Source organism: Arthrobacter sp. ISL-72 (genome assembly GCF_018613755.1).
In the GTDB taxonomy this organism is placed as follows: domain Bacteria; phylum Actinomycetota; class Actinomycetes; order Actinomycetales; family Micrococcaceae; genus Arthrobacter.
This window is the reverse complement of record NZ_JAGGPP010000020.1, coordinates 1-20,006: the sequence shown is the minus strand read 5'-3', so window position 1 is coordinate 20,006 and position 20,006 is coordinate 1. Positions and strand designations below refer to the sequence as shown.

The window sequence follows — 20,006 nt, the reverse complement described above, 5'->3', positions numbered from 1 at the left end:
CGCCGTGACAGCATTGCAGGGATGGGGCCGCGTTGCCGGCCCCGTCTTCCGCCGCCGCCCTGTTGTCCACTCCCGGATCGTCGCCGCGGTGACGGTCGGCTCGTGCCTGGTGCACCTCGGGCTCGCCGCCGGCAACCACCACGGGCCGTGGCTGAACCTGCTGATGCTGGCCATGGCGGGCATCTGCCTGCCCTGCGCGGTACACATCTGGCGGCACGGCCGGGAACGGGCCCTGCGGCAGGTGATGGCATGCGCATTGGTCATGACGGCGCTGCACGCCATCCTGCTGCTGCGCGGCGGTGCTGGTTTGGGTGGCGCTGCTTTGGGCGGGCACGGCCACCACGGGACGCCTGTCCTGTCTGTGCTTGAACTGCCTGCGCTCGAACTGTCTGTGCTTGAGCTGCAAGGGGCAGGGGCTGCGTCCGCCGAAGGAATGCTTGCGGTCGTCGTCCTGGAAATTACGACGGCGATGCTCGCCGCGACGCTGCTGGCCCGACTCCGGCGTCGTGCCACCGCTGAAGCTGTTACCGCCTGAGGCATCCGGCGACCGAAGCCTAAATGCCAGAACCCTATAAATAACTGAGCCTGTCGGGACACCGGGTCCCGACAGGCTCAGCCGTTTGATGTGTCAGCTTTTAATGTGTCAGCGGACCGGGTTGCCCAGCTGGCGCAGGGGCGTCTTGCTGGTCTCGCGGGCCCAGAACGCGCCGGCGACGGCCAGGAGTGAGGAAGCGGCCACGATCCACGCAGCGGGGCCCCAGTTTGCCTTCTCGGCACCGACTAGGGCGGTGCCGAGCAGGGGCGTGAAGCCGGCGCACAGGATGCCGATCTGCAGCCCGATGGCCATGCCGGAGTAGCGCACCTTGACGTTGAACAGCTCGGAGAACCACGCCGGGTAGATTGCGTTGGACATGGCGTAGGTGCCGGCGGTGATCAGCGTGCTGGTCAGGAAAATCATGGGGATATTGCCGGTGGAAATCACGGAGAAGTACACGAAGATCATCGCGCCGGATCCGAGGACGCCGGAGATGAAGATCGGGCGCCGGCCGTACTTGTCGGAGAGCCAGGCCATCAGGGGCTGGGTGGCGATGGCGATGACGTTGCCCAGGATGCTCACCCACAGCATGGTGGAGGCAGGAACGCCGACGGAGACGGCGTAGGCCAGGCCGAACGACTGCATGAAGGTGTTGGTGACGGTCTCGAACGACATCAGCGCCACCTGGAAGAACTGCGCCGGGTGGGTTTTGAACATCTTGACGAAGGGGAGCTTCACCAGTTCGCCGTGGTCGTGCTTTTCTTCGAAGACCTCGGGTTCCTCCAGCGAGCGGCGGACCAGGTAGGCGACCACCAGCACCACCAGCGAGAGCCAGAACGGGATCCGCCAGCCCCAGGCCAGACGGTCGGCTTCGCTCATGGCCGCCACCGGGAGGAAGGCCAGTGACGCCAGTACGATGCCGGCGGAGATGCCGCTCATGGCAAAGCTGGCGAAGAAGCCGCGGCGGCCTTCAGGGGCCTCCTCGGTGGACAGCGCCGAGGCGCCTGCCGTCTCGGCCCCTGCGGAAAGACCCTGCATGAGGCGCAGGAGAACCAGCAAAGCGGGCGCCCAGTAGCCGGCCGTGTTGAAGTCGGGCAGAGCGCCGATGAGGAACGTGGCCGAACCCATCAGCACCAGGGTCAGGACGAGGGTGTTCTTGCGGCCGATCTTGTCACCCAGATGGCCGAACACCACGGCGCCGAAGGGCCGCGCCACGTAGGCCACACCGAACGTGGCGAAGGACGCCAGCAGGGCGATGGTGGGATCCCCGGCCGGGAAGAAGATCTTGGAAAAGATCAGTGATGCCGCCGTGGCGTAGATGAAGAAGTCGTAGTACTCCAGCGCGCCGCCGAGGAACGCAGCGAGGGCTGCCTTCTTGGCCCGCTTGAGCTGGCGCTGCTCCGCTCCGATGCCTGCGCCCGTTGCTGTGTTTGTCATGGTGCTGGTCCTTCCGCACTGAAAGACGGTAGTGGTGTAGGATTTGTGCGCATTCCGAACAGCTGTGCGGTATGCGATTATTGAATAGCGTACAGCACCGTGAGGTGCCTCACAACACCCCCTGGCTACCCCCGCCACCGTTCCGATCGAAAGGCGCCACCATGGAAGACCAATCGCCCGCATACCGGCTGTTCCTCATCGGCTCGGAGGCTTCCGGTGCCATGTCCCCCGGGCTCTGGAGCCCTGTGTTGGAACAGCTCGGCAGCAGCTGGACCTACGAGGCGTGGGACGTTCCCGCCGGGCAGAACATGGCGGGGGTGCGCGCCGCGATGCTGCAGGCCGACGTCGTGGCCGCGAACGTGACCATGCCCCACAAGCAGTGGGCGGCCGGGACAGCCGACACCGTCACCGAACCGGTTCGGCTCAGTGGAGCGTCCAACCTGCTGGTCCGGCACGACCGAAAGCTCAGCGCCCACAACACGGACATCACCGCCGTCGCAGAACTCCTGGGCGGCCGGCACCAGCGGCACGTCCTGATGCTCGGTGCAGGCGGAGCCGCACGTGCAGCCCTGGTGGCTCTTAGGGGGCTGGCAGACCAGGTCACGGTGACGGATAAGGATGCTCGGGCGACCCGGCAGCTGCTGGATCTTGCCACCGGCCTGGGCATGGAGGCAACCGCGGTGACGTGGGCGGAAGCGCGGGACCAGGCGGCGCGTGCTTCCCTGATCGTCAACGCCACGCCCATCGGCAAGGGACGTGACGATGAACCGGCCTGGGGGCACGCGGAGCTTTCCCCCGACGCCTTCGTCTACGACTACGTCTATGCCGGCCACACGACTGCAACCATTGGGGGCGGCTAACTGAAACCCCGGGACTCAGCCGCGGCCCGTCGTCGTGCGCCTTCGCAAGGAGGCCATCCCTCCCAGCCGCGGGCCGGCGTCGTGGTTTATCCCGATATGATCGGAAAATGCCCTGCGGACCATCGCGTGCGGGGCCACGACAAGCAGCTTCAGGGAGGCAAGCGGATTCATGGCGGAGCAGCCCGCGTACTTTGTGAAGTCGGTGGAGAAGGCTTTTGACGTTCTGCGCGCCTTCGCCCCGGACGAGCCCCGCCTGACCGTCTCCCAGGTCGCCGCAAAATCGGACATGACCAGGGCATCCGCCCGAAGATTCCTGCTGACGCTGACCGACCTGGGCTACCTTCGCGCCGACGGCCCCCATTTCGAACTGACTCCCCGTTCGCTGGAGATCGGGCAGTCGTTCCTGACAAACCTGACCCTGCCGAGAATCGCCGAACCGCACCTCAAAGCACTGGCCGCAGAGCTGAACGAGACCACCTCGCTGTGCGTCCTGGACGGCACCGACGTGGTCTACGTTGCGTGCGTTCCATCGCCACGGCTCCTGAGCGTCTCCATCAGCGTGGGCACCAGGTTCCCCGCCTGGGCCACCTCCATGGGGAGGGTTCTGCTGGGTGCCTTGTCCGACGCCGAACTGAAAGCGTATTTCGACTCCGTCCAGCTTCAACGGTTCACCGAGCGGTCAATCGGAAGCCTTGGACAGCTCCGGGTCGAGGTGGAACACGCGCGCGACAAGGGGTGGTCCATGGTCTCGCAGGAACTGGAGGAAGGCCTCCGCGGTGTAGCCGTGCCGGTGGGGCGCGGCAACAATGTAGTCGCAGCGGTCAATGTCTCCCTGCAGACCCACCGGGCGCCGGCGGAGGACATCGAAAAAACCGTGGTGCCGCTCCTGCAGGACGCCGCGCGGCAGATCGGCCTGGATTACGCTGGCCGTCCCGCCAAACCACTCAACACCGCCGTCCGAGGATGAGATGATCACACGCACCGACGTCGAAGAAGCCGCCACGAGGATTGCCGGACTGGTGCGCCGGACGCCGGTGACAGCAGCGGACCCAGGGAGCTTTGCCGGGAACGTGTGGCTGAAGTGCGAGTACATGCAGCACACCGGGACGTTCAAGGCGCGGGGTGCGCTCAACCGCGTCCTCGCCTGCCGTGAACGCGGCGAGCTGAAGGAGAACGTGGGAATCGTGGTGGCCTCCGGCGGCAATGCCGGTCTCGCGAACGCCTACGCCGCCGCCCAGGCCGGAGTGCCGGCCGCCGTCTTTGTCCCGGAGACCGCACCCGCCATGAAAGTGAAGAAGCTTCGGGAATCCGGGGCCACCGTCATCCAGCGCGGCGCTGAATATGCCGTCGCCTACGATGCCGCCATCGCCTTTGCGGCCGAATCCGGAGCGGTCTACTGCCACGCCTATGACCAGGCGGAGATCGCTGCGGGCGCCGGCACCGTCGGTTTGGAACTCCTGGAACAGCTGGACGGCGTGGACACCGTGCTGGTGGCCGTGGGCGGCGGGGGACTGATGGCCGGGATCGCGGCAGCCGTCGAAGGGCTGGCCAAGGTGGTGGGCGTGGAGCCCGAGGCTGCTCCCACGCTCCATGCCGCGCTGAAGGCCGGAGAGCCGGTGGATGTGGCGGTCTCCGGGGTGGCTGCGGACTCGCTCGGTGCACGGCGGATCGGACAGATCGGCTTCGACGTCGCGGTCCGGACCGGTGTGCTGAGCGTGCTGGTGTCCGACGACGAGATTGTGGCCGCGCGCTCGCGGCTGTGGGCCGAGTATCGGATGGTGGTGGAGCACGGCGCCGCGGCAGCTTATGCCGCCCTGACCGCGGACGCCTACGTCCCCGCGGATGGCGAACGGGTAGCCGTGATCCTGTGCGGCGCCAACACGGACCCCGCCACCGTCTGACTATCCCTGCGGTTTGAACGCCTTCCCGTCAGATGGCGGCGTGTTCCCCTCAGATGGCGGCGTGCCCGCCGGGGCGGGCCGCGATCCGCTTCGGTTCCTTCCGCTCCCGGCGTGCATACACGCGGGCCCGCTGGCTCGAAAGGGCCAGGATAAGCAGGATGTCCATCGTGAGGCCGGGGAGGTTGCTCTGCAAGGTGATGCCCGGACCGCCGCGGACCACATCAAGCACCTGGAGGCCGATGGCGGCGGTGCTCACCGCCATGGCCAGGGTCCTCGCCCAGTTCCGGCCCACGAACACGAGCCAGGCCAGCAGCAGCTCCCCGAGGGCAAAGAGGATCACCGCCGCCAGGCCAAGGTAGAGCACCAGGTCCGCCTGGTCGACGGTCAGCCCGGGACCGAAATCCGTGCCCGAACCAGCGCCCGAACCAGGCTGCAGGAGCGGCGCCGCGTGCTCGGCGGGAAAGAGGATGATCGACATGGCCACGGCAGCCGCGGCCACGGCACGTCCGGCCACCAGCACGGCGCCGATGATGGTGGGCGCCGGGCGCCTGTTCCGGCTGTCGCTCGGGAGGCGCGGAGCAGGCCCGCCGGGTGCCGGCGTAGCGCGGAGGTCGACGATCGGGAGGTCGCCGTCGGTGGCGATCTCATCGCCCCCGCCGTTGCGGGTGTGGTAGCCGGTGGAGAAGTCCCGGACCACGGTGACGGCGGCGGCGGGCTCGGCGTCGGAAATGGTCTTGACGATGTGGTCCCGCTCGTCGTCCGTTCGCTCGTCGATCTTGTGGGTGATCTGCAGCGTAAACAGGGAGAAGCCGACGCTGCGGTCGTACGTTCCGGCGGCCAGCCAGTCCACGGCCAGGCCGCCGGGCAGCAGCCACCCGGAAGGGCAGTGCCAGAAGCGGACGTGGTGGCGCTGGCCGGGGCTGCCGGCCAATTCCTGCTGGTAGGCAAAGTCCTGCTGCCTGCCGAACAGGAACAGCGGGCTGACCGGTGCCTCGAGATAACTGCGGCGGAAGAGCGTGGAGGTGATGATTCTCCAGCTGCTGGCCAGAGTGACGTCGTCGGCGATGGTCCAGCCCGCGCGGCGCATCGCCTGGTGCAGCTGGGCTTCGGTGCCGAGCAGTGCGACGTTCACGGGATCGCCCAGCAGCCCGTCGCTGGTGCGGGCCCGCCCGATGAAATAGTCGGGAACGTAGATGCGGGTCAGGATCGAATGGAGCCGGGGCAGGACCAGGTAGGCGAGAAGGGCCCAGAAGATGAAGGTGAACCAGATCTGGCCCCAGCCCCACTGGAAGCTGAGCTCAACGAGAAGATAGGTCAACCAGACGGCGGCGACACCACCGACCAGAAAGAAGATCCGGTCCCAGGCGGTATCCAGCGCGGCGCGCGCAACATCCGTGACGGGCACCCTCACCGCCGGCCTGGTCATGGGCAAAATGATACTGGAGCCGGTACTCGGTTCCGTGGGCGCAGTGGCCGCGGTTGATATGCATGGTGATCCCCCCAGAGAATCGTGTGGTCAGTCGAGCGGAAGAGTGACGGTGACACAGGTGCCTTTGCCGGGCGTGGAATCAACGCTGATATTCCCGCCGGCATCCTCCACCGCAATGGACATCAGCAGCAGGCCGAAGCCCTGCGGCCGGTTGCCGCTGTGGTCCGTGCGGTCGAAGCCGGCTCCGTTATCCGCGACCGTCAGCCGGATGCCGTGATGCACGGCCGCGAGGCGTACGGTCAGCTCGGTTGCACCGGCATATTTGAACGCGTTGCTCAGCGCTTCCTGGGCCGCGTGGTAGAGCAGGCCGGCACTGTTGGCAGGTATCTCGATGCCGTGGTGCGGGGTTTCCCAGCGGACACATGTGCCCTGGTCGCGGAGCGGGGAAGCGAGCCGGTCGATGCAGCCGGCGAGCCCCAAGGCGTGAAAATCCACAGGACTCTGATCTGTGATTACGCCGTTAATCGCGGTGACTTTATTGACAGCTGAAGCCTTTTTCATGGCCAGTCCTGCTTCCTTGCAGCGTGTGGTTCTTCCTTCTTACGGGTGCTGGGTTCCCGTCTGGATGGTTATGACTCAAGAGTGGACCGGCATCATCAGCTACGCCGCGAGGTTTGCGCAATATTCGCTCAAGCTCCGCGTCGGGTGTTGCGCGAGCGTCCGTGCACTGCGCAAGGCGGCCCGTTTACCGGCTGACAGCGTCCGTGCGTGCTGGCCCAAAGGATGAATCTGCTGGCTTTCAGGTTGAGCTCGGCAGGAAATGGCCGTCATCGGCGCAGCCGGGCCGCCGCGCGTGGATAGGGTGACAGGCATGGAACCACTTCTGAAAGTCATGCGGCATTGGGGCGCCCCCGTGGCGGCCGTTCTCTTCTTCGCGCTGTGGTGCGTTGGCGAAGCAGGAAGGATGGGTCCGTGGCCAGGCCTCAACCTCTGGCCGGGCACGTTGCCGCTGGTCTTAATGACCGCGGCGATTGCAGTGTCAGTGCGCGCACCGTTCGTCTCGCTCGCCCTTACCGCCCTCCTGCTGACCGGCCAGTTCCTGTATCTCATTCCCGCCATGCATCCCAATCACTGGGCCATCTATATCGGCTCGTCCATTTCGTTGGGCTTCATCCTGTGGACGGCCGGCAGGGGGACAATCCTGGCAGCCGTTTCGGCAAACGTGGTCTTCATAGCGGCCATGACCTTCCTGATGATTTCCTGGCGGTACAGCTACGGGGTGGGCTGGTTCCATCCGCTGTACGGGGGCGACCGCCTGGCTCTCAGCGTCTACGGCTGGCAGCTCTTCTCCATCCTGACGCTCATCGCTGCAGGTTGCTCCGCCGTCGGACTTGCGCTGAAGCTGTACCAGGAACGCGGCAGCCTTTTCCAAGCCCGGAACATTGCCCAGGCTGGCCTGAAGGAAGCGGAGATCGACCTCATTGTCGAACAGGAGCGGACCCGCATCGCCCGGGACCTCCATGATGTCCTGGCGCACTCCCTGGCGGTCATCGCGGCGCAGGCGGACGGCACCCGCTACCTGAGTTCCGACCAGCCCAAGGCAGTCCTTAACGCCTTGGAGAACATCGCGAGTTCCGCCCGCGGCGCGCTTGTGGATGCGCAGCGGGTCATCGAAGGCGTCCGGGACGACGGCATGGTGGCGCCCCAGCCCCGCCTCAGTGATGTTGGACCGCTGGTGGAAAGGATGCGGCAGGGCAGCCTCGAGATTCGCCGCAGCGATTCCGGCGCTCCCGTGGAGCTCACCGCCGGCCAGCAGCTGGCGGTGTTCCGGATCGTCCAGGAATGCCTCACGAATGCCCTTAAGCACGGCGGACGGGGCACTGCAGTGCGGTTGCATTTTGACTGGAGCGGGCCCGGGCTGACCCTTCATGTTGCTTCGGCTCATGTTGCTTCGGCGGTGCCCGACGACGAAATGACAGGCGCGGGCGTCGCCGGCACAAGGTCAGCCCTCGGCGGTTCCGACATCGGTGGTTCCGGCGCCGAAGACGCTGCCGGTGCCGGCGCTGGTGGCCGTACTGCCGGCGTCGAGCGTGTTGGGCGGGGCATACCGGGTATGCGTGAGCGGGCGCACCTGGCCGGGGGCTGGGTGACCGCCGGCCCTGACGGCGAGCAGTTCCGGGTCACGGCCTTTGTTCCTTACGGTCTCCGGACGGCCGAACCGGCAGGAACCGTCGACGGCGAATTAGTCGCCATTACCGAAGCGTCCTCCGGCGGGGAAGCGGCGGGTGCGAGGGAAGCGGGGGCTGGCCGGGAATCGGCGGCTGCGCTTTCGGAGTGCCCAAATACGGAAGAAACTCCGGAAGGCACCCAACGGGAAGCGGCGCTCCGTGGGTGAAGCCGGCGGGCACATTTCCGTTGCCCTAGTGGACGACCAGCCGCTGTTCCGCGCCGGCATCAGAATGCTCATCGAGAGCCAGCCGGACATGGAGCTCTGCGGAGAAGCCGGCGACGGCGAGCGGGCAGTGGCGCTCGCGGGCGAACGGAACCCGGACGTGATGCTGATGGACCTGCGGATGCCCGTGCTCGACGGCGTCAGTGCCACCCGCCGCATTCTGCAGGAGCAGGAGCCCGGCAGCGGAACCCGGCCGAAGATCATCGCATTGACCACGTTCAACCGGGATCAGGCGGTGGTGGAAGCCGTCCAGGCCGGTGCCAGCGGGTACCTGCTCAAGAGCGCGGAGCCGGAGTTCCTTTTGGCAGCGATCCGCACTGTCTATTCGGGCTACTCGGTGATTGCGCCCGGCTCGGTCCACGAGCTTTTCCAACATGCAGCACGCACTCTCCCGTCCGCTGGGCCGGATCTCTCAGTCCTCGAGGTGCTGTCGGCGCGCGAACGCGACGTATTCCTGCTCGCCGCCAAGGGGCTGGCGAACGCCGAGATGGCTGAGAGCCTGTTCGTTTCCGAAGCCACCATCAAGACGCACCTGCGCAGTGTGCTGGACAAGCTGGAGCTCCGGACCAGGCTCCAGCTGGTGGCTTTCGCCCACGAACGGCGGCTTCTGGGGTAGAGCGTGGCTCCTTGTGGGCGGTGTTCTGGTCAGTGCCGGTTTTCACTGCTGGTGCCGGAGCAATGCCGCGATAAAAGCCGGCCGCCATTATTCCAGTTCCCGGCAATCCGGTTTCAAGCAAAAATGTCGGTGCCTGCTGGGATGCTGTGGGTATGGAAAGCAGAGCAGCTGTGGTGGCGTTGGAGGGCATTGAGTCCTCCGTTGCTGCGTTGGCTGTTTGTGTCCGCGGCGCGGCCGGTGAGGTGGCCCGGCGGGCGCGGATCCGGTGGGTGGTGATCCGTTGCGGGATCAGGCGGATGCGTTCCTGGACGGTCTGGCCGAGGTGGGCAGGGCGGAGGCCCGGCTGGCCGCGCTGAAGGTGCACCTGGCCGTCGGCTACGCCGCCGCTGCGGAGGCCTTGGCGGCACCGGCAAAGTCCCCGCAGGAGCACACCGCGCAGGAGATGGCGGTGACCGCCGAGGTCGCGTGTGTCCTGACGGTCAGTGAACGCAGTGCCGGTGCCTTGCTGTGCGAGGCCCGCACCCTGACCGCCGGGCTGCCGTTGACGCTGGCCGCGTTGCAGGCCGGGACCATTTCCTGGCAGCACGCACGGATCCTGTGTGATGAAACAGCGAACCTGGAACCGGCCGCCGCGGCGGCGTTGGAAGCGCATTTCCTGGACCCGGACGCGGTGAACCCGGCGCGGGGTTGCCCGGCCGGGGAACTGGTGCCTGGCCGGTTCCGGGCCAAGTTACGGGCCTGGCGGGAGCGGCACCACCCGGTCAGCATCGAGACCCGCCATACCAAGAGCGCCGCGGACCGGCGGCTGGAGTATGTTCCGGACCGGGACGGGATGGCGTGGCTTTCGGCGTACCTGCCCGCCGATACCGCGGCGGGGATCTGGGACCGGGCCACCACCGCCGCCCGTGCCCTGCAGGGCCCCGCAGAAGCCCGCACCCTGACGCAGCTCCGGGTCGATGTTGCTTCTGAGTGGCTGCTGGGCGGTGTGATGGAGGGAACCCCGTCCCCGACCGCGCAGGTCCTGGTCACCGTCCCGGTCTTTTCGCTGCTCGGCCTGACCGGGGAACCGGCCATGCTGGACGGGTACGGGCCGATCCCGCCGTCCATGGCCCGCCGCCTGGTCGCGGACGGCGCCGCCTCGTTCCGGCGGGTCCTGACCGACCCGCGTGACGGGGCACCCTTGGAAATCTGCCGCAGCACCTACCGGATCCCGACGGCCTTGCGGCAGTGGCTCCGGCTCCGCGACGGACGCTGCCCTTTTCCCGGCTGCAACAACCCCTCCCTGGACAACGACGCGGACCACCTCCTCGCCTGGGCAGACGGCGGAACTACCGGGATCAGCAACCTCGGCCAGCCCTGCCGCAGGCACCACCGACTGAAACACACCACAACCTGGACCCCCGTCAACGCAACGCGGGACGAGCCGCCCGGCTGGATCTCACCCACCGGACGGTCCTACCCCAGCGAACAACAGGACTGGGAACCACCACACTGGCCAGAGTTGACCGACCATCGGGCCGAAGACCATGACTCCGAACCGCCCGACTGGTTGGCCGGCGCCAACTTGCTGGCAGATCCCGGCGAGCCCGCCGGACCCGGAGAATCCGGCCCGTCACTACCTGTGGATCCCTTCCCTGACTGGGCACTTTTCACGGCAGCCTAGGATTACCCTTGCCCCAATGGCCTCCGTCACTCAAACCTCCGCCACTCTTAGTGACGGTCAGCCTCCTGGATCGTCGTCGTGGATGGTAGTCGTGGAAGGTCCCTGTTGTGCGGCACACCGCTGTGCCTTCACTATGGCCGGGGGCCCGGCCACGTGGGATTCTTAAGCTTGGCGGAGGGAAGCACCATGACGCCTAAGCAACTGATTCTGGTAGTGGCTGCCACCGTGGGCGTCCTGGCCCTGGTGCTGATGTCCATTGATTGGCAGCCGGCGGCCCTCCAGGATCCGGCCCGGACGCTCGGGATCCTCAACGCCCAGGGAGTCATCCGGTGGGGCGAGAACCCGGACAGGGCACCCTTCTCCGTCTTTGAACTGTCGCTGTTCAGTGCCGTGGGGCTGGCCTTCGTCCTGGCGGGCGTGACGGCGTGGCAGACCCGTCCCAACCGGAATCCCGGGCTGCTCCTCGTGATCGCCGGACTGCTATGGCTGGCGTCGGGGATCCGAAGGTCCAGCGACCCGTTCCTCTTTACCGCAGGCGTGACCCTCACGCTGATGTACCAGCCGCCACTGCTTCAGCTGGCCCTGTGCTTTCCCTCGGGGGTCCTGCGTTCCCGCGCTGAACGGCGGGCCGTGGTGTTCTTCTTCGCTGCCTGGCTGGTCATCGCGATCGCCAGCTGGGCTTTCTTCGACCCGCGGCTGCACATCACGGCTGGCCAGTCCACGTCCCGCAACCTGCTGCTGCTGTGGGACAGCCCGGAGCTGACCAACGCCATCGGAGACGCCGCCCGCGTTGTCCAGGTGGGCGTGGGCCTCGGGATCGTGGCCGTCCTCGTATCCCGCTGGCGGTCCGGTTCCCCCGCCTACCGGGCCGCGTTCCTGCCGCTCTGGCTGGCCGTGATCATCAAGACGGCATCCACAGTCTGGGCCACGCTGGCCGTGGTCCAGCTGACGGGATCGCTGTCGAACGAGGCCCTGCTATGGCAGTATCCGGCAACGGCGATCGTCCCCTTGGCCGTCCTGCTGGGCCTGTGGCGCTACAGGTTCGCGCGCGGCGCGCTGAGTGACCTGATGGTGGAGATCGGGATGGCGCCGGTTAGTGAGCGGCTCATCCGCGCCCTGCGCAGATCCGTCCGGGATCCCACGCTTAGCCTGTGGCGCTGGTCGCCGGCGCTGGCCGGATTCGTGGACGACGACGGCGTCCCCCGGGCAGTTCCGGAGGACGGTTCCGGACGGGCAGCTATGGTGCTGGAACGCAACGGCAGTCCGGTCGGGGCGCTGGTTTTCGATGAAGCCCTCCGGGACCAGCCGCAGCTGCTGGCCGCCGTGCGGAGCGCGACCTCGCTGGCACTGGACAACCAGAACATGGAGCAGCAGCTCCGGGACCAGCTGATTGAGGTGCGCCGCTCCCGGGAGCGGATCGTCACCGCGGGGGACGCCCGGCGTCGTGAGCTTGAAAGGGACCTCCACGACGGTGCGCAGCAGCGTTTGGTTGCCGTGTCCATGGACCTGGCCAGGGCGCGGCGTGCCGCGAACCAGGCCGAGATGAAGGAACTCGTGGAGCAGGCCGGCGACGAGCTTGCAGTTGCACTGGCGGAGCTGCGCGAACTGGCCAGGGGCGTCTACCCGCCGTCGTTGCGGGAACGCGGGTTGGGCGGATCCCTCACTGCGCTTGCGGAACGTTCATCCTTGCCGGTCGAACTGGACATCGAGCTCCCGCAACGGCCGCCGCCGCAGGTTGAACTTGCCGCCTATTTCATCTGCGCCGAGGCCGTGACAAATGCGGCGAAGCATGCGCTCGCCACGAACCTCCGTATCGGCGTCAAAGGCACGGACACCGCGCTTAGCCTTCAGGTGACGGACGACGGGATCGGCGGGGCGAGCGCCGGGGCCGACGGCGGCCTGCTGGGACTCGCCGACCGGGCCGCCGCCCTGGGCGGCTCCTTTGCGGTCACCAGCCCGGACGGTCACGGAACCACGGTGGCCGCAACCCTGCCGTTTTCGGCCGATCCGACGGAGGACATGCCATGACGCTGGACATGCCATGACGCTGCGCGTCGCCATCGCGGACGACTCGGCGCTGCTCCGCCGGGGACTTGCCGCCCTGCTCAGTTCCGAAGGACTGGCAGTCGTCTGCGAAGCGGCGGATGCTGTTGAGCTGCTGGACTGCATTCCGGCCCGCCGGCCCGATGTCGCCGTCGTCGACATCCGCATGCCGCCCACGTTCACCACGGAAGGCATCCAGGCCGCCACAGCGATTCGGCGCGATTACCCGGAGACGGGTGTGCTGCTGCTGTCCCAATATGTGGAGACCGACAACGCCATGTCGCTCTTCGGAAACGGAGCGAAAGGGCTGGGCTACCTGCTGAAGGAGCGCGTGTCCGACATCGACGACTTCATCGATGCGCTGCGCCGGGTGGCCGCGGGCGGCACCGCTGTGGACGCTGAACTCGTGGCCCGTATGGTGGCCCGGCCCCACAACGGCCGCCAGCGGGAGGAGGAGCTGAGCAGCCGGGAGCGGGATGTCCTGGAGCTGATGGCCGAAGGCCGGACCAACCAGGCCATCGGCAAAACCCTGTTCCTAGGGGAGCGGACGGTGGAGGCGCACATCCGGAGCATCTTCCTGAAGTTCGGCCTGCGGCCGGAACCCGAGGACCACCGGCGGGTCCTTGCCGTGCTCACCTACCTGCGCCGGCAGTGACGGGCTCCGGCGGCCGGGAATTTCCCGTCCGCCGGAGCCCGGCCGTCTACCCCTAGTAGGACAGGCCCCTAGTTGGACATGCTGTTAGTTGGACATCGACGTCGTGGAGCTGCTCGTCCAGCCCGTGAACGGCGACCAGACCCCGCCGGCCCCTTCCTGGTGGCGGACCTTGTGGTAAACCTCCTCGTTGCCGATCTCGGTGTTTGTCAGGGTGCGGACGTTGTGGATGGTGACGATTCCGCTGTAGTAGCCCACCGTGCGGCTGAAGCTCGAGTTGCCGAGATGGTCGTCGCCGTTGGGCCAGTCGTCGCTTTCCCAACGCTGCTGCTCGACGTAGACGGAACGGTCGTTGTAGCAGCGGACCTGGATCTGGTAGTCCACCAGCTTGGTGCCGGAGGAATTGAAGCCGGCAAACACGGGCTTCAGCGGGGTGACGCTGCAGGCATAGTTGGTGGCGGCTGCCTGGGCAGGCGCGGCCAGGGCCACGCCTCCCGCCGCCATTCCCAGCGTCGTTGCTGAGACCAGTGCGATCTTGGCGCGGGAGGGGCGGGACTTTTTTGTTCCGGCGGTCATGGACATGGTTTCGTGCTCCTATGGTGCGGTTGCGGTGCGGAACATTTCTGGACGGACAGCGTTGGCCGCGCATGGCTGTACCGGGTTTTCGGCAGCAGCCGTTCCGCTGGATGGGGTGGTTGCCCTGGTGCCCCAGGGGCTTGGTTTCCGGTTCAGGGATGCTCCCTTGATCCGGTAACTCAATGGTGCGCGCCGGGTCCTGTCCCTGGCTTCCGTGCTAGCACTGTGATCATGGCCGCCTGCACTGCCGGCCATGATCAGCTTGCTTATTATTTCCGGCGTTCATAGGGTTAAGCAGGTAAGACACCAACTCTCGGCGGGGGATAAGCCGGCCGGCCAACGGTGGCGGCACCCCCGCTCCGGCAACGAGGAGGACATATGTCAACGCACAATATTTCAGGCAAGAAGGTGGCGTTCCTGCTGACTGACGGCGTGGAGCAAGTGGAGCTGACCAGCCCGTGGGACGCCGTGAAGGACGCCGGCGGGGAACCGACTTTGGTGGCGCCCAAGGCCGGAAAGCTGCAGGGCTACGACGGCACCGAAAAGGGCGAGAAGTTCGACGTCGACATCACCGTGGCCGAGGCCAACGCCTCCGACTTCCACGCGCTGGTGATCCCCGGGGGCGTGGTGAACGCAGACCACCTTCGGGTGGACAAGGACGCCCAGGCCTTTGCCCGCAGCTTCTTCGAACAGCACAAACCGGTGGCGTCCATCTGCCACGGCCCCTGGCTTCTGATCGATGCCGGCGTGGTCCGCGGCCGCAAGCTGACCTCGTACCACACGCTCCAGACCGACCTGAAGAACGCAGGCGCGGACTGGCAGGACCAGGAAGTCGTGGTGGACCAGGGCTTCGTGACCAGCAGGCATCCCGGGGACCTCAAGGCCTTCAATGACAAGCTTCTCGAAGAGATCGAAGAGGGCGAGCACGCCGGCCAGACTGCCTGACGGCGGAAGGCGCAATATTCGGAAGACACAAAACGAGAGGGGCCCGACGGCGGCAATTGCCGCCGTCGGGCCCCTCTCCTTTTGCACTACCCGCGGTGCACTACCCGCGGTGCACTACCCACGGTGTAGTTCCGGTTGCGTTTCAGTCGCTCGAGCTGGGTTCGGTAGTAAGGCCACGGTCGTCCGCGGATTTGCTGTTCTGCTCTTCGGCCGGCCCGGGGGGCTTGGTGCCGTCAGTCTCACCGGGGCGGGCGTCAACCGGGCCGGGTCCGGCGTGGCGTCCCGACCCCTGGGTTGCCGGCTTGTCCCGGGGTACCGGGTTTGTTTCGTCCTCGACGCCGTCGTTCACGATGTCTTCCGGCTCGTTGTGTTCGGTGCTCATGGACTGCTCCTGGTCTCGCGGTATCGGGCCGGTTTGGCCTGGTGTGGTTCGCCGCCTGTGCTAAGCAGGCTTACCGCTCCACGCTACAGCCGGGGTGCGGGTGCGTACAGGTGGGGGCGGCGGCATGTCGCTACGCCATGTCCGCCCACTGCCGCAGTTCCCGCGTTTCGCCGAAGGGGACTTCCCGGCTGACAGCCACGGTGTAGGTGGAGAACCCGGTCTGGGTGACCAGGATGCCGTGGCGTCGCTCCTGCATGGCGTACCGGCGCGCGATGTCCACGGCACCGTTGAGGTCGTTTTCGATGGTTACGGGGTCGTGGGCGACGATTTCCAGCAGGATGTCGGAGTGGTGCTTGATCATTGAGTGCTCTCTTTCGCGGTGAAGGGGTGTGAAAGTGGTTTTGGGTAGAGCTGTCTTGGGAAAGGAAAGTGGGTAGGCAAACAAGTGCCGGTGAGGGCTTGAAGTGATTCGTTGGTGTGCCCGGCATTCTGAGATGGGGCGGGCCGACGCGATGCGTCCGGCGGGAGGATCGGGAACGTCTGTGCGTTCCTGCGGATCCACCCTTAGTGTGGCGGATCGTCGGTCTGCAAGGCAATCATTTCAGTGGAATTCGTTGTGTGCTCTGCGTCACATGATGCAGGTGGCTGTGGCAAGAAGCCTGCGTTCCACGGGTCATTGACCGGCTGAGGTGCCGAGCGTATGCTGACGCTCACTTTCCGGGGCCGCCGCATTGCGGGGGCCCGGGTCTCCTTCTAGAGCGCACCGGCCGGCGGATGCCCGGGCATTTTTCCGGCGGCCGGCAGGGGGCAAAATTCCATGTCTGAAATCACCATCAACGGCATCACCATTGATCCGATCAAACAGAACCGTGCCCTGCGTGACGCCGGGCTGGTTGCCGAGGACGCCTCGGAATCGGACCACATCCTGATCCAAACCGCCGACCCGCTGACCGCGGAACAGCGTGCGGAACTCGCAGGCATCAACGTCGACATGCAGGAATATGTCTCGGACAACACCTACTTGGCGGCGTATCCGCCGCAGGACTTGAACCAGGTCCGCGAGTTGGCGTTCGTGCGCTGGGCGGACGTCTACTCCCGCGTCTTCAAGATCCCGCCGCCGCTGCTGCCGCGCAGCGCGGACGCCGCCAGTATCCGGTCATTGGCGCACCACCAACCGCATCCGGACCGCCGTCTGCAACGCGTGGACCTGCTCCTGCACCCGGGACTCGAAGCCGGCCCGGACCTGATCGCCCGGGTCGCCGCGGCCGCCCGGGTGGAGCGGGACGCCGTGGGCGTGACCCCGGGCAAGCTGCGCATCACCACTTCGATGGACCAACTTCCTGAACTCGCCAAAATCGACGAGATCCGCGAGATCCATCCGGTCCGCGACCGCCAGCTTTTCAACAACGTGGCCCGCCAAATCCTGAACGCGCAGGTGCAGCTCGACGGGACAACCTACCGCGGCGACGGCGAGGTGGTGGCCGTCGCGGACACCGGCTTCGACACCGGTGACGCCGCCAGCCCGCACCCGGCCTTCACCGGACGGGTCCGGAAGCTCTACGCGCTGGGCCGGACGGCACCGGACAAGGCGGACGATCCTCACGGCCACGGCACGCACGTAGCGGGCTCCGTGCTGGGCCGGGGAAACTCGGCAACCATGGGCGGCGATATCGAAGGCACCGCGCCCGAGGCCGAGCTCATACTGCAAAGCGTCCTCGACCCGGACGGCGGCCTGGGCGGCATTCCGGTCAACCTCAACGACCTCTTCCAAAAGACGTACGACGACGGCGCCCGCGTGCACACGAACTCCTGGGGTGTGCCCGGACTCAACCTCCCGTATGACGCCAGCTCGCGGGAAATCGACGAATTCGTGTGGAACCACCCGGACCAGGTGATCTGCTTTGCGGCCGGGAACGACGGCGTGGACGGCAACAGCGACGGCGTGGTGGACTCGAACTCCATTGGCTCCCAGTCCGCGGCGAAGAACTGCATCACCGTCGGCGCGAGCGAGAGCCTGCGCAAGGACTTCGCGCCGGCCTATGGAACGTACTGGCCGGGAGACTTCCCTTCGAATCCCGTCAAGCGTGACAAGCAGGCGAACAACCCGGACGGCATGGTTGCCTTCTCGAGCCGCGGGCCCACCAAGGAGGGGCGCATCAAGCCCGACGTCGTGGCGCCGGGAACCAGCATCCTGTCCTCGCTGTCGAGGAACGCTTCGATGAGCAACACCTTCGGGACGTCCACGGACCCGCTGTTCTTTTTCGACTCCGGAACCAGCATGGCCTGCCCGCTGGTTGCCGGCTGCGCTGCCGTGCTGCGGGAGACCCTGGTGAAGAACGGGCTCGCCGAGCCCAGCGCCGCCCTGGTGAAAGCCCTGTTGATCAACGGCGCGGACCCGCTTGCCGGTCAGTACAACCCCAGCGAGGCCGGCGAATCGCCGAACGGAAACTCCGGCTGGGGCAGGGTGAACCTGGCCCGCTCCGTGGTCCTTCCCGGGCCGCCCGGCAATGCAGGCCTGGGCGAAGGCGGGCCCTTGGAACAGGGCCAGGAGGAATCCTTCACCCTCGAGATCCCCGGAGAGCTGCCGAAGGACGCCGGCCCTGAAGTCACCGCCGCCGGCGTGACGCTGAAGATCACCCTCGTGTGGTCGGACCCGCCCGGGCCGCTGCTGCAGAACGACCTGGACCTGATCGTGATCGCCGCGGATGGCAGCGAGCGGCACGGAAACTCGGGCGCGTCCTCGGGGTTCGACCGGCAGAACAACGTGGAACAGGTCGTCTGGACGGGCATGCCGGCCGGTGAGGCCAGGATCGTGATCAGGGCATTCCGGATCACGCAGTTCGCACAGCCCTACGCCTACGTCTGGCGCCTCTCCTAGCAACCGCCCCCGCCTCCACCGCCGGCCCCATCGCCTGACGAGTTTTTGTCCAGATAACGCGACTTAAAGGCCCGCCAGCTCCCGTTGTCTGGACAAAAACTCGCAGGCTTAGCGGGGCGGGACGGCGGAGCGGCGGGGCCAGGTCTTCCGGAAGCCCTTGCCGGTGGATAATGTTGGAGCGGCCCAGGATGCTGCCAGTCCAGCACCCGAGTTCCTGGCGTAGAGAGGCACCACATGTCAGAGAAGTTGCATCTCACCCCTGAAGAGGATTTTCCGGAAGACCTCTCAGAGCTCGATGACAAGGATCTCCAGGTCCTCGACAGCCAGATCCAGCGCCAGCTCGATTACGAATATGTGGCCGAGGGTGAGCCGAATCCCGAAACCGAGTTCAGGCACTACGACCTCGATGAAGAGTTCAGCGAGCGGGACAAGCGGGACTAGCTGACCACCGGTATTACAAGGACGTTCGCTTCGTCCGACCATTGGCTCTGCGTTCCCAGCTGGGCGCACAGCCGCCGCATCCGTGCCGCGATGGCCTGCGCGCTCTTTCCGGCCAGCCGCGCCTGGAAGTCCACGATGACCGTCGGATGGAGCCGCAGCCGGACAGGCAGGGCGCGGGCGGTTTCGACGCCGAAAATGAAGGACTGGTCGTTGCGTTCCTCGTCCACGGCGTAGTCGTCGATGAAGTCGCCGGCGCTGTAGATGATGGGCCGGCCGCGGTGGATCTCCACGCCGCGGAAAACATGGGCCGAGTGCCCGAACACGATGTCCGCCCCGGCGTCGACCAGGGCCTTGCCCAGGCGCCGGTGCCCGGAGGGCGGGTCGGCTCCCCAGTTGCCGCCCCAGTGTGCCGAGACCACCAGCAGGTCCGTGCGGGCCTTGGTGCGGCGGACCAGCGCCAGCAGGTCCCGGACCCGTTCGTCTTCGGCGCCGCCGTCATCGGCCGGTACGTAGTAGACCCCGGGGCGCCGCGGTCCGGCCTCCCAGTCCGGCTGGTTGTCGGTGAAGGCAAGGAACCCGACGGCGGTATGGCCCACCCGCTTGATGGCGGGCCTGCGGGCGGCGTCCAGATCCGGGCCGGCACCGGCGTGCAGGATTCCATGGCTATCCAGTGCGGGCAGCGTCTTCCGGAAGGCCTGCGTGCCGTAGTCCAGAACGTGGTTGTTGGCGAGCGATACGGCGTTGATGCCGGCCGCGGTCAGGGTGGCCACGTTCTTCAGGTCCGAGCGGAAATGGAACACCTTCCCGGGCTGCGGTGTGCCGCCGTCGGCCAGGACGCATTCGAGGTTGGCGATCCTGACATCCGCGCGTGCCAGCACCGGAAGTGTGTCGCCCCAGGGGAAGGCCGGCGGGGCCGACTTGAGCCGCTGGTTCACAAGCCGGCCCAGCATCACGTCTCCCAGCAGCACCAGCCGCATGTTCCGCCTCCTAGGAACAGGCTATGCCCTAGGAGCCTGCTGAATTAGTGGGTTTCGTGGTCTCTGGGCAGTCGGTCTTTTCTTGCGGCAGCGGTGTGGTTCCTGATTGAACGGATCTACTGGGCGCCGCTCCGCAGTTGGCTGGGGCGTCCATGAAGGCTTTGCGGTTCCTAGTGTGAGGCCCTGGTGGCGCCGCCGGGTGGGTGGTTGTCTTTCAGG

The 20,006-nt window shown here is 66.7% G+C and carries 18 protein-coding genes and 1 pseudogene; 12 read left to right on the top strand and 7 right to left on the bottom strand.

Features of this window, described 5'->3' with window-relative positions; translation table 11 throughout:
• Positions 1-4 precede the first annotated feature (4 nt).
• Entirely contained in the window at positions 5-535 is a 531-nt protein-coding gene (locus J7I92_RS16830) for a hypothetical protein (protein ID WP_214842377.1), read from the top strand.
• 108 nt (positions 536-643) lie between these two features.
• Here the strand turns inward: J7I92_RS16830 and J7I92_RS16825 are convergent, their stop codons facing one another.
• A complete protein-coding gene (locus J7I92_RS16825; protein WP_214842375.1) occupies positions 644-1,972 on the bottom strand; it encodes an MFS transporter in 1,329 nt (442 codons plus the stop codon).
• Between the two features lie 161 nt (positions 1,973-2,133).
• Here J7I92_RS16825 and J7I92_RS16820 point away from each other — a divergent pair, with 161 nt between their 5' ends.
• From J7I92_RS16820 to J7I92_RS16810, 3 genes are all read left to right on the top strand, one after another.
• Entirely contained in the window at positions 2,134-2,832 is a 699-nt protein-coding gene (locus J7I92_RS16820; RefSeq protein ID WP_214842373.1) for a shikimate dehydrogenase, read from the top strand.
• Positions 2,833-3,001: 169 nt separating this feature from the next.
• Positions 3,002-3,799 carry an IclR family transcriptional regulator C-terminal domain-containing protein gene (locus tag J7I92_RS16815; protein WP_214842371.1) on the top strand — a complete coding sequence of 266 codons (798 nt, stop codon included), beginning with the start codon at positions 3,002-3,004 and terminating at the stop codon, positions 3,797-3,799.
• Between the two features lies 1 nt (position 3,800).
• Positions 3,801-4,733 (top strand): threonine/serine dehydratase, encoded by a 933-nt coding sequence (locus J7I92_RS16810; RefSeq protein ID WP_214842369.1) that lies wholly within the window; start codon positions 3,801-3,803, stop codon positions 4,731-4,733.
• A gap of 49 nt (positions 4,734-4,782) precedes the next feature.
• Here the strand turns inward: J7I92_RS16810 and J7I92_RS16805 are convergent, their stop codons facing one another.
• Both J7I92_RS16805 and J7I92_RS16800 read right to left on the bottom strand, forming a co-directional pair.
• Positions 4,783-6,159 (bottom strand): LssY C-terminal domain-containing protein, encoded by a 1,377-nt coding sequence (locus J7I92_RS16805; RefSeq protein WP_214842367.1) that lies wholly within the window; start codon positions 6,157-6,159, stop codon positions 4,783-4,785.
• Positions 6,160-6,249: 90 nt separating this feature from the next.
• Positions 6,250-6,723: a sensor histidine kinase gene (locus J7I92_RS16800; RefSeq protein ID WP_214842365.1), complete on the bottom strand. Its 474-nt coding sequence runs from the start codon at positions 6,721-6,723 to the stop codon at positions 6,250-6,252.
• A gap of 310 nt (positions 6,724-7,033) precedes the next feature.
• On the opposite strand from J7I92_RS16800, the gene J7I92_RS16795 reads away from it, so the two are divergent.
• The 5 genes and pseudogenes from J7I92_RS16795 to J7I92_RS16775 all read left to right on the top strand — a co-directional run bounded on the left by J7I92_RS16795 (position 7,034) and on the right by J7I92_RS16775 (position 13,591).
• On the top strand, positions 7,034-8,557 hold the full coding sequence (locus J7I92_RS16795) for a sensor histidine kinase (RefSeq protein ID WP_251040060.1): 1,524 nt from the start codon (positions 7,034-7,036) through the stop codon (positions 8,555-8,557).
• Entirely contained in the window at positions 8,550-9,230 is a 681-nt protein-coding gene (locus tag J7I92_RS16790; protein ID WP_214842363.1) for a response regulator transcription factor, read from the top strand. The genes J7I92_RS16795 and J7I92_RS16790 overlap by 8 nt, the downstream gene beginning before the upstream one ends.
• A 152-nt stretch (positions 9,231-9,382) precedes the next feature.
• A pseudogene (locus tag J7I92_RS16785) lies at positions 9,383-10,893 on the top strand (DUF222 domain-containing protein).
• Positions 10,894-11,079: 186 nt separating this feature from the next.
• The gene (locus J7I92_RS16780) at positions 11,080-12,921 is read left to right on the top strand and encodes a sensor histidine kinase (protein ID WP_251040059.1); all 1,842 of its coding nucleotides are present in this window, start codon (positions 11,080-11,082) and stop codon (positions 12,919-12,921) included.
• Positions 12,922-12,934: 13 nt separating this feature from the next.
• Positions 12,935-13,591 carry a response regulator transcription factor gene (locus tag J7I92_RS16775; RefSeq protein WP_214842359.1) on the top strand — a complete coding sequence of 219 codons (657 nt, stop codon included), beginning with the start codon at positions 12,935-12,937 and terminating at the stop codon, positions 13,589-13,591.
• Positions 13,592-13,675: 84 nt separating this feature from the next.
• On the opposite strand, the gene J7I92_RS16770 is transcribed toward J7I92_RS16775, so the two are convergent.
• Positions 13,676-14,170 (bottom strand): hypothetical protein, encoded by a 495-nt coding sequence (locus tag J7I92_RS16770; RefSeq protein ID WP_214842358.1) that lies wholly within the window; start codon positions 14,168-14,170, stop codon positions 13,676-13,678.
• 372 nt (positions 14,171-14,542) lie between these two features.
• Between J7I92_RS16770 and J7I92_RS16765 the strand changes: the two genes are divergently transcribed.
• On the top strand, positions 14,543-15,109 hold the full coding sequence (locus J7I92_RS16765) for a type 1 glutamine amidotransferase domain-containing protein (protein ID WP_214842355.1): 567 nt from the start codon (positions 14,543-14,545) through the stop codon (positions 15,107-15,109).
• A 142-nt stretch (positions 15,110-15,251) separates the two neighbouring features.
• On the opposite strand, the gene J7I92_RS16760 is transcribed toward J7I92_RS16765, so the two are convergent.
• A complete protein-coding gene (locus J7I92_RS16760) occupies positions 15,252-15,491 on the bottom strand; it encodes a hypothetical protein (RefSeq protein WP_214842353.1) in 240 nt (79 codons plus the stop codon).
• A 130-nt stretch (positions 15,492-15,621) separates the two neighbouring features.
• On the bottom strand, positions 15,622-15,852 hold the full coding sequence (locus J7I92_RS16755) for a hypothetical protein (protein ID WP_214842351.1): 231 nt from the start codon (positions 15,850-15,852) through the stop codon (positions 15,622-15,624).
• Between the two features lie 456 nt (positions 15,853-16,308).
• Between J7I92_RS16755 and J7I92_RS16750 the strand changes: the two genes are divergently transcribed.
• Together J7I92_RS16750 and J7I92_RS16745 are read left to right on the top strand one after the other, a co-directional pair.
• Positions 16,309-18,369 carry a S8 family serine peptidase gene (locus J7I92_RS16750; protein WP_214842349.1) on the top strand — a complete coding sequence of 687 codons (2,061 nt, stop codon included), beginning with the start codon at positions 16,309-16,311 and terminating at the stop codon, positions 18,367-18,369.
• A gap of 234 nt (positions 18,370-18,603) precedes the next feature.
• Positions 18,604-18,810 (top strand): hypothetical protein, encoded by a 207-nt coding sequence (locus J7I92_RS16745; protein WP_214842347.1) that lies wholly within the window; start codon positions 18,604-18,606, stop codon positions 18,808-18,810.
• Here the strand turns inward: J7I92_RS16745 and J7I92_RS16740 are convergent.
• Complete coding sequence (locus tag J7I92_RS16740) at positions 18,807-19,787, bottom strand: CapA family protein (protein WP_214842345.1); 981 nt, start codon at positions 19,785-19,787, stop codon at positions 18,807-18,809. The two genes, J7I92_RS16745 and J7I92_RS16740, sit on opposite strands and share 4 nt — an antisense overlap.
• Between the last annotated feature and the right edge of the window lie 219 nt (positions 19,788-20,006).